General features: G+C 69.0%; 16 protein-coding genes and 1 pseudogene. 13 read left to right on the forward strand and 4 right to left on the reverse strand.

What is annotated here, in order from left to right:
- Positions 1–74 precede the first annotated feature (74 nt).
- Positions 75–866 (reverse strand): ABC transporter permease, encoded by a 792-nt coding sequence (locus MID12_RS26775; protein ID WP_040254619.1) that lies wholly within the window; start codon positions 864–866, stop codon positions 75–77.
- Positions 863–1807 (reverse strand): ABC transporter ATP-binding protein, encoded by a 945-nt coding sequence (locus MID12_RS26780; protein ID WP_040254620.1) that lies wholly within the window; start codon positions 1805–1807, stop codon positions 863–865. The genes MID12_RS26775 and MID12_RS26780 overlap by 4 nt, the downstream gene beginning before the upstream one ends.
- Positions 1808–1992: 185 nt before the next feature.
- Here MID12_RS26780 and MID12_RS26785 point away from each other — a divergent pair, with 185 nt between their 5' ends.
- From MID12_RS26785 to MID12_RS26820, 8 genes are all read left to right on the forward strand, one after another.
- Positions 1993–2790, forward strand: a complete 798-nt coding sequence (locus MID12_RS26785; protein WP_263171308.1) for a helix-turn-helix transcriptional regulator — start codon at positions 1993–1995, stop codon at positions 2788–2790.
- Positions 2787–4208: a Fe-S cluster assembly protein SufB gene (gene sufB / locus MID12_RS26790; protein ID WP_040254625.1), complete on the forward strand. Its 1422-nt coding sequence runs from the start codon at positions 2787–2789 to the stop codon at positions 4206–4208. The genes MID12_RS26785 and sufB overlap by 4 nt, the downstream gene beginning before the upstream one ends.
- Positions 4209–4352: 144 nt before the next feature.
- The gene (gene sufD / locus MID12_RS26795) at positions 4353–5537 is read left to right on the forward strand and encodes a Fe-S cluster assembly protein SufD (protein ID WP_040254628.1); all 1185 of its coding nucleotides are present in this window, start codon (positions 4353–4355) and stop codon (positions 5535–5537) included.
- Positions 5534–5851: a bifunctional 3-phenylpropionate/cinnamic acid dioxygenase ferredoxin subunit gene (locus MID12_RS26800; RefSeq protein WP_040254630.1), complete on the forward strand. Its 318-nt coding sequence runs from the start codon at positions 5534–5536 to the stop codon at positions 5849–5851. The genes sufD and MID12_RS26800 overlap by 4 nt, the downstream gene beginning before the upstream one ends.
- Before the next feature lie 7 nt (positions 5852–5858).
- Positions 5859–6623 carry a Fe-S cluster assembly ATPase SufC gene (gene sufC, locus MID12_RS26805; RefSeq protein ID WP_040254632.1) on the forward strand — a complete coding sequence of 255 codons (765 nt, stop codon included), beginning with the start codon at positions 5859–5861 and terminating at the stop codon, positions 6621–6623.
- Positions 6620–7888, forward strand: a complete 1269-nt coding sequence (locus MID12_RS26810) for a cysteine desulfurase (protein WP_040254634.1) — start codon at positions 6620–6622, stop codon at positions 7886–7888. Before sufC ends, MID12_RS26810 begins: the two co-directional genes overlap by 4 nt.
- A gap of 14 nt (positions 7889–7902) precedes the next feature.
- Complete coding sequence (sufU, locus tag MID12_RS26815) at positions 7903–8361, forward strand: Fe-S cluster assembly sulfur transfer protein SufU (RefSeq protein WP_040254636.1); 459 nt, start codon at positions 7903–7905, stop codon at positions 8359–8361.
- Positions 8358–8702 carry a metal-sulfur cluster assembly factor gene (locus MID12_RS26820; RefSeq protein WP_040254638.1) on the forward strand — a complete coding sequence of 115 codons (345 nt, stop codon included), beginning with the start codon at positions 8358–8360 and terminating at the stop codon, positions 8700–8702. The genes sufU and MID12_RS26820 overlap by 4 nt, the downstream gene beginning before the upstream one ends.
- Positions 8703–8950: 248 nt before the next feature.
- On the opposite strand, the gene MID12_RS26825 is transcribed toward MID12_RS26820, so the two are convergent.
- Positions 8951–9139 carry a hypothetical protein gene (locus MID12_RS26825; protein ID WP_263171320.1) on the reverse strand — a complete coding sequence of 63 codons (189 nt, stop codon included), beginning with the start codon at positions 9137–9139 and terminating at the stop codon, positions 8951–8953.
- Between the two features lie 337 nt (positions 9140–9476).
- Between MID12_RS26825 and MID12_RS26830 the strand changes: the two genes are divergently transcribed.
- From MID12_RS26830 to MID12_RS26845, 4 genes are all read left to right on the forward strand, one after another.
- On the forward strand, positions 9477–10364 hold the full coding sequence (locus tag MID12_RS26830; protein ID WP_263171322.1) for a helix-turn-helix domain-containing protein: 888 nt from the start codon (positions 9477–9479) through the stop codon (positions 10362–10364).
- 52 nt (positions 10365–10416) lie between these two features.
- The gene (locus MID12_RS26835; protein WP_040254644.1) at positions 10417–10743 is read left to right on the forward strand and encodes a DMT family transporter; all 327 of its coding nucleotides are present in this window, start codon (positions 10417–10419) and stop codon (positions 10741–10743) included.
- 132 nt (positions 10744–10875) lie between these two features.
- Entirely contained in the window at positions 10876–11865 is a 990-nt protein-coding gene (gene dapD / locus MID12_RS26840) for a 2,3,4,5-tetrahydropyridine-2,6-dicarboxylate N-succinyltransferase (RefSeq protein ID WP_263171325.1), read from the forward strand.
- Positions 11866–12178: 313 nt separating this feature from the next.
- Complete coding sequence (locus MID12_RS26845; RefSeq protein WP_263171328.1) at positions 12179–12949, forward strand: hypothetical protein; 771 nt, start codon at positions 12179–12181, stop codon at positions 12947–12949.
- A gap of 114 nt (positions 12950–13063) precedes the next feature.
- Here the strand turns inward: MID12_RS26845 and MID12_RS26850 are convergent, their stop codons facing one another.
- A complete protein-coding gene (locus tag MID12_RS26850) occupies positions 13064–13726 on the reverse strand; it encodes an HNH endonuclease (RefSeq protein ID WP_263171330.1) in 663 nt (220 codons plus the stop codon).
- Positions 13727–14149: 423 nt separating this feature from the next.
- Between MID12_RS26850 and MID12_RS26855 the strand changes: the two are divergent.
- Positions 14150–14402, forward strand: a pseudogene (locus MID12_RS26855) (replication initiator); the annotation flags it as partial.
- Positions 14403–14404 lie beyond the last annotated feature (2 nt).

Below are 14404 nucleotides of genomic sequence, written 5' to 3' on the forward strand. Positions count from 1 at the left end.
GCCCGAGGCCCGCACGCCCGCGCCCGAGGCCGGTGTACGCCCGCGTCCGAGCCCGGAGCCGCAGGCCCCCGGGCTCACTCCCAGCGGAAGAACCGGCCCGCCGCGCCCAGCCCCAGCACCGACCAGACCGCGAGGATCCCCAGCTCCCGCCAGGGCATCGCGGCCCCGTCCTGGAGCACCTCGCGCAGACCGCCGGAGAGCGCCGAGATCGGCAGCAGCTCCAGGGCGGCGCGGGCCGCGTCCGGGAACTTGTCCAGCGGGACGAGGACGCCGCCGCCGACCAGCAGCAGCAGGAAGACCAGATTGGCCGCCGCCAGCGTGGCCTCCGCCTTGAGGGTCCCGGCCATCAGCAGCCCGAGCCCGGAGAAGGCGGCGGTGCCGAGGACGAGCAGCAGCACCACGGCCGCCGGGTTGCCGTGCGGGGACCAGCCGAGGGCCAGGGCGATCACCGTCAGGAGCGCCACCTGGAGCAGCTCCGTCACCAGTACGGAGAGGGTCTTGGCGGTCATCAGGGCCCAGCGCGGCAGCGGCGAGGTGCCGAGCCGCTTCAGTACCCCGTAGCGCCGCTCGAATCCGGTGGCGATGGCCTGGCCGGTGAAGGCGGTGGACATCACCGCGAGGGCGAGCACCCCGGGGGCCAGGAAGTCCACGGCCTCGCCCTCGCCGGTGTCCACGATGTCCACGGCGGAGAAGAGGACGAGGACCAGGGTCGGGATGACGACGGTGAGCAGCAGCTGCTCGCCGTTGCGCAGCAGCATCCTGGTCTCCAGGAGGGCCTGCGCCGTGATCATGCGGGGGAGCGGGGCGGCGCCGGGGCGCGGGGCGTAGCTCTCGCGCCGCTCGCCGTGGGCGGTCGGGGTGCTCATCCGCGCAGCTCCTTGCCGGTCAGTTCGAGGAAGACGTCCTCCAGGGAGTGCCGCTCGACCGAGAGGCGGTCCGGCATCACCCCGTGCTGGGCGCACCAGGAGGTCACGGTCGCCAGCAGGTGCGGGTCGACCTTGCCGCTCACCCGGTAGGAGCCGGGGCTCAGCTCGGCGGCGGCCGAGTCGGCGGGCAGGGCCTTGAGCAGCGAGTGCAGGTCGAGCCCGGGGCGCCCGGTGAAGCGCAGGGTGTTCTCGGCGCCGCCGCGGCACAGCTCCTCGGGGGTGCCCTGGGCGATGACCCGGCCGGCGTCGACGATCGCGACGTCGTCGGCGAGTTCCTCGGCCTCGTCCATGAAGTGGGTGGTGAGCAGGGCACTGACCCCGTCGGCGCGCAGTTCGCGCAGGAGTTCCCAGGTGGCGCGGCGGGCCTGCGGGTCGAGTCCCGCGGTGGGCTCGTCCAGGAAGACCAGTTCGGGGCGGCCCACCACGGCCATGGCGAGCGCCAGGCGCTGCTGCTGCCCGCCGGAGAGGCGCCGGTAGGGGGTGCGGCCGCAGGAGCCGAGGCCGAGGCGTTCGATCAGGGCGCCGACGTCGAGGGGGTGGGCGTGCAGCTTGGCGAGGTGGCGCAGCATCTCCTCGGCGCGGGCGCCGGAGTAGACGCCGCCGGACTGGAGCATGACGCCTATCCGGGGGCGGAGCGCGGCGGCCTGGCGCACCGGGTCGAGCCCGAGGACCTCGGCGGTGCCCGCCTCCGGCCTGCGGTAGCCCTCGCAGATCTCGACGGTGGTGGTCTTCCCCGCGCCGTTCGGGCCGAGGACCGCGGTGACCCCGGGCCCCGCCGTGAGGTCGAGGCGGTCGACGGCGGTCTTGGCCCCGTACCGCTTCACCACGCCGCGCAGCCGGACCACGGGCGCGGCGCCGACGGCCGCGGGCTCACTGTGCATGGCGCAGAGTCTAGGCAGGCCGCGGGGGCGCTCCCGCCCCGGGGTTCGGGGCCCCGGAGCGCCCCGAAAAGGCGGAGGGCGGGCGTCTGGTACGTCTACTTAGGTAACCCTTAGTGATTGAGGCCACCACCTGCATGGACCCAGGTGGCTTGTCCGGTCCCAAGGAATTACGCAACAATGGCGTTGTGAAAAAGGTTGGCGAGGTTCCGCAAGAGGAACTCGCGACCGGCTCGCGCGCGGACCGTTCGACGCGCGACCGCGTCGCGCGCTCCATCCTGGACCACGGCCCCTCCACGGTGGCCGACCTCGCGAAGCGCCTCGGCCTGACCCAGGCCGCGGTGCGCAGGCATCTGGACGCGCTGCTCGCCGAGGATGTCGTACAGGCCCGTGAACAGCGCGTCTACGGGGCCCGCACCCGCGGCCGCCCCGCGAAGGTCTTCGCGCTCACCGACTGCGGCCGGGACGCCTTCGACCAGTCCTACGACCAGCTCGCCGTCGACGCGCTCGACTGGATCGCCCGTACCGTGGGCGACGAGGCGGTCGCCCGTTTCGCCCGCGAGCGGATCGAGGCCCAGGCGGGCGCCTACCGCGCCGCGGTGGAGGCCGCGGATCCGCAGGAGCGCACCCAGGCGCTGGCCGCGGCGCTCAGCGCGGACGGGTACGCTGCTACGGCGCGTAGCGCACCCGGTCAGCAGCAGGGCGAGCAGCTGTGCCAGCACCACTGCCCGGTCGCCCATGTCGCCGAGAAGTACCCCCAGCTGTGCGAGGCGGAGACCCAGTTCTTCTCCGAGCTCCTGGGGACCCACGTCCAGCGGCTGGCGACCATCGCCCACGGGGACGGCGTCTGCACGACGTACATCCCGCGGGGCGAGCCGGCCCCGCGGGGCGAAGCGGCCCCGCACGGCGAGCCGGCTCCGCCAGGCGAACCACCCCAGAACCACGCACACCCATCAGCAAGCACCGCCGGGAGGAACCCCGCATGACTCTGCCCACGGAGACTGCTCACCCCGAGCTCGAGGGTCTGGGCAAGTACGAGTACGGCTGGGCCGACTCCGACGAGGCCGGTGCCTCCGCCAAGCGCGGTCTGAGCGAGGCCGTGGTCCGCGACATCTCGGACAAGAAGTCCGAGCCCGAGTGGATGACCAAGCTGCGGCTCAAGGGCCTGAAGCTCTTCGAGAAGAAGCCCATGCCGCACTGGGGCTCGGACCTGTCGGGCATCGACTTCGACAACATCAAGTACTTCGTGCGCTCCACGGAGAAGCAGGCGGAGTCCTGGGAGGACCTGCCCGAGGACATCAAGAACACCTACGACAAGCTCGGCATCCCCGAGGCGGAGAAGCAGCGCCTGGTGGCCGGCGTCGCCGCGCAGTACGAGTCGGAGGTCGTGTACCACCAGATCCGCGAGGACCTGGAGGAGCAGGGCGTCCTCTTCCTGGACACCGACACCGCGCTGCGCGAGCACCCCGAGCTGTTCAAGGAGTACTTCGGCACGGTCATCCCGGCCGGCGACAACAAGTTCGCCGCGCTGAACACGGCCGTGTGGTCCGGCGGCTCCTTCATCTACGTGCCGAAGGGCGTGCACGTGGAGATCCCGCTGCAGGCCTACTTCCGCATCAACACCGAGAACATGGGCCAGTTCGAGCGGACGCTGATCATCGTCGACGAGGACGCCTACGTCCACTACGTCGAGGGCTGCACCGCACCGATCTACAAGTCGGACTCCCTGCACTCCGCGGTGGTCGAGATCATCGTGAAGAAGGGCGCCCGCTGCCGGTACACGACCATCCAGAACTGGTCGAACAACGTCTACAACCTGGTCACCAAGCGCGCCGTGGCCTACGAGGGCGCGACCATGGAGTGGGTCGACGGCAACATCGGCTCCAAGGTCACCATGAAGTACCCGGCCGTCTACCTGATGGGCGAGCACGCCAAGGGCGAGACCCTGTCCATCGCCTTCGCGGGCGAGGGCCAGCACCAGGACGCCGGCGCCAAGATGGTCCACATGGCCCCGAACACCTCCTCGAACATCGTCTCCAAGTCGGTGGCCCGGGGCGGCGGCCGCACCTCCTACCGCGGTCTCATCGAGATCGGCGAGGGCGCGCCCGGAGCCAAGTCGAACGTGCTGTGCGACGCGCTGCTCGTCGACACCATCTCGCGCTCCGACACCTACCCGTACGTGGACGTCCGCGAGGACGACGTGTCCATGGGCCACGAGGCGACCGTCTCCAAGGTCTCCGAGGACCAGCTCTTCTACCTGATGAGCCGCGGTCTCTCCGAGTTCGAGGCCATGGCGATGATCGTGCGCGGCTTCGTCGAGCCGATCGCCAAGGAGCTGCCCATGGAGTACGCCCTGGAGCTCAACCGGCTGATCGAGCTGCAGATGGAGGGTTCGGTCGGCTAGCCGCCCCCAGCACGCGGGCGCCTGCCGGGCGCCCGCACCGCCCGGACCTACCGTGGCCGGTGGCATCCACCACCGGCCGCCGGCCCGCCCGTCCCGCGCCGAGCCGCAGAACACCGACCGCAGGAAGAGAGCACAACGACCGCCATGGCTGAGGCCCCTATTACCCCGGTGGGCTCCACCACCACCGGCTCGATCGCGGTTGCCGCCGAGTCGACCGTCGCCACGCGCATGAGCGCCCCGCCCTCGTACGACGTGGCCGACTTCCCCGTGCCGCACGGCCGCGAGGAGGAGTGGCGCTTCACCCCGCTGGAGCGCCTGCGCGGGCTGCACGACGGCACCGCCGTCGCGACCGGCTCGGGCCTGCGGGTCGAGGTCAGCGCCCCCGACGGCGTCACCGTCGAGACCGTCGGCCGCGAGGACGCGCGCGTCGGCAAGGCCGGTGTCCCGGTGGACCGGGTCGCCGCCCAGGCCTACTCGGCCTTCGAGAAGGCCTCGGTCGTCTCGGTGCCCAAGGAGTCGGTGCTCACCGAGCCCATCCGGATCGCCGTGCACGGCGAGGGCGGGACCGCCTACGGCCACCAGATCGTGGAGCTCGGCGCCTTCGCCGAGGCCGTCGTGGTCCTCGACCACACCGGTGACGCGGTGCTCGCCGCCAATGTGGAGTTCCTGGTCGGCGACGGCGCCAAGCTCACCGTGGTCTCCGTGCAGGACTGGGACGACAAGGCCGTGCACGTCGCCCAGCACAACGCGCTGATCGGCCGGGACGCCTCGCTCAAGTCGGTCGTGGTCACCTTCGGCGGCGACGTGGTCCGGCTGCACCCGCGGGTCGCCTACGCGGGCCCCGGCGGCGAGGCCGAGCTGTTCGGCCTGTACTTCACCGACCGCGGCCAGCACCAGGAGCACCGCCTCCTGGTCGACCACAACACCCCGCACTGCAAGTCCAACGTGGTCTACAAGGGCGCGCTCCAGGGCGAGGACGCCCACGCGGTGTGGATCGGTGACGTGCTCATCGAGGCCGCCGCCGAGGGCACCGACACCTACGAGATGAACCGCAACCTCGTCCTCACCGACGGCGCCCGGGTCGACTCGGTGCCGAACCTGGAGATCGAGACCGGCGAGATCGTCGGAGCCGGCCACGCCTCGGCCACCGGTCGCTTCGACGACGAGCAGCTCTTCTACCTGATGGCCCGCGGCATCCCGGAGAAGGAGGCCCGCCGCCTGGTGGTGCGCGGCTTCTTCGCCGAACTCGTCCAGCAGATCCAGGTCCCGGACGTGGAGGAGCGCCTCCTCGCCAAGATCGAGGAAGAGCTGGAGGGGGCGGTCGCATGAGCTTCCTGCGCGCCTGCGGGATCGAGGAGCTGGACGAGGACACCCCGAAACGGGTCGAACTCGACGGCGTCCCGATCTCCGTCGTGCGCACCGAGGGCGAGGTGTTCGCGATCAACGACATCTGCTCGCACGCGAACGTCTCGCTGTCCGAGGGCGAGGTGGAGGACTGCCAGATCGAGTGCTGGCTCCACGGCTCCGCCTTCGACCTGCGCACCGGCAAGCCCTCCGGCCTGCCCGCGACACGCCCCGTCCCCGTATACCCCGTAAAGATCGAAGGGGACGACGTGCTCGTCTCCCTCTCCCAGGAGTCCTGAGGCACCCATGGCAACGCTTGAAATCCGAGACCTGCACGTCACCGTCGAGGCCGACAACGCCACGAAGGAGATCCTCAAGGGCGTCGACCTCACCGTGAAGCAGGGCGAGACGCACGCCATCATGGGCCCCAACGGCTCCGGCAAGTCGACCCTCGCCTACTCGCTCGCGGGTCACCCCAAGTACACGGTCACCAGCGGCACCGTCACCCTCGACGGCGAGGACGTCCTGGAGATGACCGTCGACGAGCGCGCCCGGGCCGGCCTCTTCCTGGCCATGCAGTACCCGGTCGAGGTGCCCGGCGTCTCCGTCTCCAACTTCCTGCGCACCTCCGCCACCGCCGTCCGCGGCGAGGCCCCCAAGCTGCGTACCTGGGTCAAGGAGGTCAAGGAGGCCATGGAGCGCCTCAACATGGACCCCGCCTTCGCCGAGCGCAACGTCAACGAGGGCTTCTCCGGCGGCGAGAAGAAGCGCCACGAGATCCTCCAGCTGGAGCTGCTCAAGCCGAAGATCGCGGTCCTCGACGAGACCGACTCCGGCCTCGACGTGGACGCCCTGCGCGTCGTCTCCGAGGGCGTCAACCGGGTCCGCGAGAGCGGCGAGGTCGGCACCCTGCTCATCACCCACTACACGCGCATCCTGCGCTACATCAAGCCCGACTACGTCCACGTCTTCGCGGCCGGGCGCATCGCCGAGTCCGGCGGCGCCGAGCTGGCCGACAAGCTGGAGAACGAGGGCTACGAGGCATACGTGAAGGGAGGCGCGTCCGCGTGACCACTGCCCGCCAGGGGCTTACCGGGCTCCTCGACACCGAGGCGATCCGCAAGGACTTCCCGATCCTGGAGCGTGAGCTCCACGACGGCAAGAAGCTGGTCTACCTGGACAACGCGGCGACCTCCCAGACGCCGCGCCAGGTGATCGACACCCTCTCCGAGTACTACGAGCAGCACAACGCCAACGTCCACCGCGGTGTGCACGTACTCGCCGAGGAGGCCACGGCGCTCTACGAGGGCGCCCGGGACAAGGTCGCCGAGTTCATCAACGCGCCCAGCCGCAACGAGGTCATCTTCACCAAGAACGCCTCCGAGGCGCTCAACCTCGTCGCCAACATGCTCGGCTGGGCGGACGAGCCCTACCGCGTCGACCACGAGACCGAAGTGGTCATCACGGAGATGGAGCACCACTCCAACATCGTGCCCTGGCAGCTGCTCTCGCAGCGCACCGGCGCGAAGCTGAAGTGGTTCGGCCTGACCGACGACGGCCGCCTCGACCTGTCGAACCTCGACGAGATCATCACCGAGAAGACGAAGATCGTCTCCTTCGTGCTGGTCTCCAACATCCTCGGCACCGTCAACCCGGTCGAGGCGATCGTGCGCCGCGCCCAGGAGGTCGGCGCGCTCGTCCTCGTCGACGCCTCGCAGGCCGCCCCGCACATGGTGCTCGACGTGCAGGCGCTGCAGGCCGACTTCGTGGCCTTCACCGGCCACAAGATGTGCGGCCCGACCGGCATCGGCGTGCTCTGGGGCCGCCAGGAACTCCTGGAGGACCTGCCGCCCTTCCTCGGCGGCGGCGAGATGATCGAGACCGTCTCGATGCACTCCTCGACCTACGCCCCCGCGCCCCACAAGTTCGAGGCGGGCACCCCGCCGATCGCGCAGGCCGTCGGCCTCGGCGCGGCGGTGGACTACCTCAGCTCGGTGGGCATGGACCGCATCGCCCAGCACGAGCACGCGCTGACCGAGTACGCGGTGCGGCAGCTCCAGTCCGTACCCGGCCTGCGGATCATCGGCCCCACCACGGCCGAGGACCGCGGCGCGGCGATCTCCTTCACGCTCGGCGACATCCACCCGCACGACGTGGGCCAGGTACTCGACGAGCAGGGCATCGCGGTACGCGTCGGCCACCACTGCGCACGCCCCGTCTGCCTGCGGTACGGAATTCCCGCGACCACGCGGGCGTCGTTCTATCTGTACTCCTCCCCGGCCGAGGTCGACGCTCTGGTCGAGGGCCTGGAGCACGTACGGAACTTCTTCGGATAGGACGTGACTGACCGGTGAAGCTGGATTCGATGTACCAGGACGTCATCCTGGACCACTACAAACACCCGCACGGCCGGGGGCTCCGGGATGGCGACGCCGAGGTGCACCACGTCAACCCGACGTGCGGCGACGAGATCACGCTCCGCGTACGGTACGAGGGCTCGCGGATCGAGGACATCAGCTACGAGGGCCAGGGCTGCTCGATCAGCCAGGCCAGCGCCTCGGTGCTGAACGACCTGCTCGTCGGCAAGGACCTCGGCGAGGCACAGAAGATCCAGGGCGTCTTCCTCGAACTGATGCAGTCCAAGGGGCAGATCGAGCCGGACGACGCCATGGAGGAGATCCTGGAGGACGCCGTCGCCTTCGCCGGGGTCTCCAAGTACCCGGCCCGGGTGAAGTGCGCGCTGCTCAGCTGGATGGCGTGGAAAGACGCGACGGCCCAGGCTCTCGACCAGGAGGCGAAGACCGCATGAGCGAAGAGACGACACAGGACACGCTGACCAAGCCCGCCTCCGAGGAGGAGGTCCGCGAGGCGCTCTACGACGTCGTCGACCCGGAGCTGGGCATCGACGTGGTCAACCTCGGCCTGATCTACGGCATCCACGTCGACGACTCCAACGTGGCCACCATCGACATGACGCTCACCTCCGCGGCCTGCCCGCTCACCGACGTCATCGAGGACCAGGCCAAGGCCGCCACCGACGGCATCGTCAACGAGCTGCGCATCAACTGGGTCTGGATGCCGCCGTGGGGCCCGGACAAGATCACCGACGACGGCCGCGAGCAGCTGCGGGCGCTGGGGTTCAACGTCTGATCCCTCACCCCGCACGTCGCGCACGGCAGTTCACGCACCGCGCCGACCGCGACCGCCTCGTACGGCACTGAGCCCCCGGCGAGCCGGGGGCTCAGGCATGCCCGCACCCTCCCGCGGGAGACGGCCGCGGGAGGGCCCGCCCGCGGGCGGCTACCCGGAGCGCGGCTCCTCCTCGCGCCGGACGCGGAAGGCGAGCCCGCGGTGGCGTCCCGCGCACCGCGGGCAGAACGCCACGAGGCCGCGGGAGGTCATCGCCGGCCCGTCTCGCGGGGCCGGACGGCGGTCAGCAGGCAGGCGGCCGCCGGGAGCAGCCAGCCACCCTCCTGCAGAACGGCCGCCTGGACCGAGGGGGACATCACCAGCACGATGCCCAGTACCAGCGTGGCCACGAAGGCCACGCTCATACACGGCAGGTCTATCCTGAAGTCGACGAGCACGAGGTTCTCCTTGTGTGTGGTCAGAAGGCCGCTCCCTGCTTCCGCCCAGAAGCACCAGGGGGCGGCCTCGGCTTTGCCGCCGGGCCCGGCAACGCGGGCCGGTGGCACGGTGGTTCGGCAGCTCACATGGCAGGTGGCTCCCTTCTCTCGCCGGGGCGGCGCCCGACGGCCGCTGCTCCGAGTCTGGAGCCGGTCCTCAACTGCGACAATGGCTGGAAGACGTGCGGAGAACTCCCCGGGCGAAGCCGGACACTCCCAACCGCTGGCGAAGTTCTGTAGCACTGACGGACAATGACGGACCGTCAGCGTCTTTCTGTGTCGTTCACGGGGGTGGACCATGTCCGGCCAGCGGAGCTCCTCCAAGGCACCGGAGCCTCAGCTCGCCTTCGCGGCCGAGTTGCGCGAGCTGCGGCGGCGGACCCTCAGGAAGCCGACCGAGGAGGCGCTGGCCCGGAAGATGGGCTGCGGCCGCAGCACCGTCTCGGCGATCCTCAACGGCCGCCGCTTCCCGAACTGGGAGCACACGGCCTCCCTGGTGGAGGCCTGCGGCGGGGAACCGTCGAGATGGCAGGACCGGTGGCTGCGGGCGGGCAGGCAGATCGAGGAGGCCACCAAGGGCCCGCGCTCCCCGCTCCCCCCACTCCCGCTCGTCGCCGGGCCCGAGACCCCGGGCGACGCCCTGCTGTCCGCACACTGGTACCGGGACAACCGCGAGTTCTACGAGGCGGCCTCCGCACGTGTCCGCCAGGCCCGGTCGGAGATCCGGGTCACCTACACGCGCCGGTACCCGCCGACGCAGTACACCACCCGGGCGTCCGCCGACTACTTCCGGACCATCCTGGACTGGGCCGGCGAGGAGAGCGACGACGAACGCAGCGTCCGGCGCATCATCGGGATCCCCGAACGCGACGGGCTCCCCGACCGGGACATGTTCTCCTGGGCCCGCCAGCACCACGAGGACAGCAAGGACATCCTCAACTACGAAGCCAATGTGCTGCGTTGGACCCCGGCGGCCGACGGTCTGAACATGGCCCTGATCGACGACAGCGTGGTCTTCCTGGCCTTCTCCGGGGGCCCGCGTCAGCGGCTGAACGGCTTCAGCGTCGAGGACCCCATGTTCATGACCTACTTCGCCGCCTACTTCGAGCAGCTCTGGGCCGCCCTCCAGCCGCTGGGCACCTATCTCGGCGAAGCGGACGGCAACCGGACCGGGGAGCCGGGGTGAACACCGCCGTGAACGGGCGAGCCGACCGCGCCCCCGGTCGTACCCTCGCCTCATGGGATACGTGCTGCTCGCGGGAGCGATAGCCGCCGAGGTCGGGGCGACCACGGCGATGAAGTACAGCGAGGGCTTCAGCAGGCTCTGGCCCTCGCTGGCCACCGCCCTCGGCTATCTGATCGCCTTCGCCCTCCTCGCCCAGACCCTCAAGTCACTGAGCGTCGGCACCGCCTACGCGATCTGGGCGGGCACCGGGACCGCGGCCATCGCGGCCATCGGCGCGCTGTTCCTGGGCGAGTCGATGACGGCGGCGAAGGCGCTGGGCATCGCGCTGATCATCGCGGGGGTCGTGGTGGTCAACTTGACGGGCGGGGCGCATGGCTGAGGGGCACCGCCCCGGGCAGGCCGTAGCGGCGGGCTCTGGTACCGCTGAGCTGCGCCTCTGTCGCTGCGCCGCCGCGCCGCTCCGGGCCGCCCGGCCCGCCGGGTCACCGGGCACGGCACCTAAACTGTCCCCATGACCGACACCACTGCCCCTCGTACCACCGGTGCCGTCGCCGCCGGCCTCGCCACCCTCACCGCCGACGGCACCGTCCTCGACACCTGGTTCCCCGCGCCCGAGCTGAGCGAGGCGCCCGGCCCGGCCGGTACCGAGAAACTGAGCGCCGAACGCGCCGTGGAACTGCTCGGCGAGGGGGCCGCGAAGGCGATCGGGACCGACGCCCGCCGCGGCGTCGAGATCGTCGCCGTCCGCACGGTCATCGCCTCCCTCGACGAGAAGCCGCTCGACACCCACGACGTCTATCTGCGCCTGCACCTGCTGAGCCACCGCCTGGTGCGCCCGCACGGCCAGAGCCTCGACGGGATCTTCGGCCTGCTCGCCAACGTCGCCTGGACCTCGCTCGGCCCGGTCGCCGTGGACGAGCTGGAGAAGGTCCGCCTGAACGCCCGCGCCGAGGGCCTGCACCTCCAGGTCACCTCGGTCGACAAGTTCCCGCGCATGACGGACTACGTGGCCCCCAAGGGCGTACGCATCGCCGACGCGGACCGGGTACGGCTCGGCGCCCACCTCGCCGAGGGCACCACCGTGATGCACGAGGGCTTCGTCAACTTCAACGCCGGAACCCTCGGCACCTCCATGGTCGAGGGCCGCATCTCCGCCGGTGTCGTCGTCGGCGACGGCTCGGACATCGGCGGCGGCGCCTCCACCATGGGCACCCTCTCCGGCGGCGGCAACGTCCGGATCAGCATCGGCGAGCGGTGCCTGATCGGCGCCGAGGCCGGGGTCGGCATCGCCCTCGGCGACGAGTGCGTGGTCGAGGCGGGCCTGTACGTCACCGCGGGCACCCGCATCACCCTCCCCGACGGCCAGATCGTCAAGGCCCGCGAACTCTCCGGCGCCTCGAACATCCTCTTCCGCCGCAACTCCGAGACCGGCACGGTCGAGGGCCGCCCGAACAACGCGGTGTGGGGCGGGCTCAATGAGGTGCTGCACAGCCACAACTGATCACGGACGGCCGTGACCTGCGGCTGTCTCACCGATCAACGTCCTGACCTGCTGGTGAGCTGTCGTCAGTTGTCGACGTTGGTCACCATAGAGCGCCCTTCCACGGCCCGAGGACGGCCCCGAAGGGCGCCTGTGCGTCAGGGTCGAAAGCTGGCTCTTCCCTCGCGCGGTATGCCTGCTCTGCTGCGTCGGTCGCCCGGCGCGCGGCTGCATCCGGGCATGCGCAAATGTCGATGCGAGCGAATCTCGCAGATTCTAAGCTCGTAATGCCGCAGAGAGTCGCTGGGGCTTCTTGCAGATCGCTGGAGGCACCATGAGTGATGACGAATTCCTGCAAGGCGATGACCTCGAAGCGTACAAGGTGGCCCCGACTGGACTCTGCTGGTGGTGCGGAGCAGTTGCAGACTCGCAAGAGCATAAGTTCAAGCTAAAGAACTTGAAGCGACTCTCTCAAGGCACCGAAGGGAATCTGGTATGGGTGGGTGACGATTTCAATCGGGAAATTCGTTCCATCAAGAAATCGCAGCATGTGAGGTTTAGAGCGAATCTCTGCGCCTCGTGCAATAATGCCAGGAGTCAGCCCTTCGACTTTGCCTATGACGGCTTCGTTGACTACTTGTGGAGCCATGGGCGGCGCCTCAATCGCTCCCGGCATGTCAACATGAAGCGCATCTATGGCGATGATTGGCCCGCGCAGGCACTCAACCTCGCTCGATACTTTGTGAAGCAGATCGGTTGTCGTGTTGAGCATGATGGCTACCCAGTCCCTCCGGAGTTCGTCGACTTCCTGGATGGGGCCAGTAGAGTTCCGAGTCTGCACATGGTGATGTACAAAGATTCGGCCCTCTGGGAGCTGCACAAGGGCTCACGGAAGACCGAGAATTGGATAATCGGTGAAGGGTTCGGCCCTATGGCGGGAGCGGTAAACCCATCGAAAGGTCGATTGGCGATGTTTTCAAGTTCCATGACGGTTGGGTATATCGGTGTGATGTACCGGTGGGAATGGAACCTGACGGATGCAGATCCGTTCTATGTCTACCGTAAGGCCCGATTGCATCGACGGGACAAGCTGCCGGACTTCTAGGCGGTTAAGTGCTGTGATGGGTGGCATACTCAGTCGAGGGGCGGCGGAGCCTGATGGTCGAGTCGGCTGGGTTTTGTCCCGTGTGCCCAACCGTTCATTCCATGGTGACGCGCTCTACATCGAGAGCTCTTCGCATACCATTAGGTGAAGGTCTGCCGAAGCTTCTGAAATCTCCTCTAAAATATCCCGCCGCTTCAACTCTGCCGGGAGGGGGGACGGTGCGCTCTCGACTTCATCACACCAGTCGGCCACATGGTAAAAGATTGCTCCAGTCAGATCCGAAACTTCTGACTCGCCCCAGGCTGATTGGAAGTCGGCTACAGCGTCGATCGCCCATGCGAACTTATCTACTGCATCCGACTTGCCTTTTTTGATTCTCTCGCGCGATGAGGATCGACAAGACTTAATTTCCGCATACTCCACCTCGGCCGGAAGCCACTCCGCGAACCTCCCCCTCAGCTCCTGATAGGCGGCAAGCATATTGGCTTGCCCGTTTCGGCTGGCAAGGTTGATAGTCAGGAGCGGATTCAAATTCGCCTTGTATTGACGCATGGCCTTTCGATCTATAGGGCCATGCGGGTCGTCGAAACGGGTATGGCACGTCGGGCATAGCGCAATTAGATTTTTGAACTCATGCTTTTGTGCTTTCGCCCACGGGATGATGTGCGCGATCTCGACGGGCGTGGATTTGCAGGTCGGAATTGCGCAGCGATGGCCAGCTTCAATGAGCACTCGACGGCGTAGTTCGCTCGGAATTTTTGGTCTCGACGTTGCCACGCCACGCATGCTAACCAGATGCACTGACAGAAGGCCTACCTTTCAACAGCAAGCCCCCAGCTCCCATCCCGTCCGCCGTCGACCCACACACCGTGGAGCGGGCGTGGTTCATGGCGTCCAGGTGGAGCGCGCCACTGTACGAACGACCTGGACGCCATGGGCCGCGTCTGCTCGGCTCTGCCTGGGTCGACGGCGGACGGGATGGGAGCCCCCCCCACGCTCACCACGATGTGCCCGCAGTCGGCGACGGCGCCCCCTCCATCCCGGTGTCGGCCGATCCCCCGCCGGAGGCATCTTCTTGGACCCGCGGATGATGTCCCCGCCCTCGCCCGCATGCACGCAGCGGGCCGCCGGGCCCGGCCAGCCGGGGCGGAGACATGAGGCAGGCCGGGCCGCTGAGGCGGCCCGCGCCCGCGCCGTGCGCGGGCCTTGACCACCCTCGGCGAACTCCGCCAGGCCCGCGCCGACTTCCGTGCTGCCCAAGAACGCGAAGCCCTCGGCACGCCTGACTACGAGCCGGGAACGGTCCTCGTCCTTGCCGACTGGCAGTACGCCGGGCACGGGCACACCCCCCGGCGAATCCGCCCTCGCCGCCACCATCGCCCGTGACATCCAACTGAACCGAGAGACAGCACGCGAAGCACTGGCCGACTTTGCCGACGAGAAGGAGTGGTGATC

Source organism: Streptomyces sp. SCSIO ZS0520, assembly GCF_025643355.1.
GTDB classification, from domain to species: domain Bacteria; phylum Actinomycetota; class Actinomycetes; order Streptomycetales; family Streptomycetaceae; genus Streptomyces; species Streptomyces physcomitrii.

Excerpts from the sequence above, each read along its gene's own strand:
- MID12_RS26775 (WP_040254619.1), bottom strand. The coding sequence starts at position 866 with ATGAGCACCCCGACCGCCCACGGCGAGCGGCGCGAGAGCTACGCCCCG.
- MID12_RS26780 (WP_040254620.1), bottom strand. The coding sequence starts at position 1,807 with ATGCACAGTGAGCCCGCGGCCGTCGGCGCCGCGCCCGTGGTCCGGCTG.
- sufB (WP_040254625.1), top strand. The coding sequence starts at position 2,787 with ATGACTCTGCCCACGGAGACTGCTCACCCCGAGCTCGAGGGTCTGGGC.
- sufD (WP_040254628.1), top strand. The coding sequence starts at position 4,353 with ATGGCTGAGGCCCCTATTACCCCGGTGGGCTCCACCACCACCGGCTCG.
- MID12_RS26800 (WP_040254630.1), top strand. The coding sequence starts at position 5,534 with ATGAGCTTCCTGCGCGCCTGCGGGATCGAGGAGCTGGACGAGGACACC.
- sufC (WP_040254632.1), top strand. The coding sequence starts at position 5,859 with ATGGCAACGCTTGAAATCCGAGACCTGCACGTCACCGTCGAGGCCGAC.
- MID12_RS26820 (WP_040254638.1), top strand. The coding sequence starts at position 8,358 with ATGAGCGAAGAGACGACACAGGACACGCTGACCAAGCCCGCCTCCGAG.
- MID12_RS26830 (WP_263171322.1), top strand. The coding sequence starts at position 9,477 with ATGTCCGGCCAGCGGAGCTCCTCCAAGGCACCGGAGCCTCAGCTCGCC.
- MID12_RS26835 (WP_040254644.1), top strand. The coding sequence starts at position 10,417 with ATGGGATACGTGCTGCTCGCGGGAGCGATAGCCGCCGAGGTCGGGGCG.
- dapD (WP_263171325.1), top strand. The coding sequence starts at position 10,876 with ATGACCGACACCACTGCCCCTCGTACCACCGGTGCCGTCGCCGCCGGC.
- MID12_RS26845 (WP_263171328.1), top strand. The coding sequence starts at position 12,179 with ATGAGTGATGACGAATTCCTGCAAGGCGATGACCTCGAAGCGTACAAG.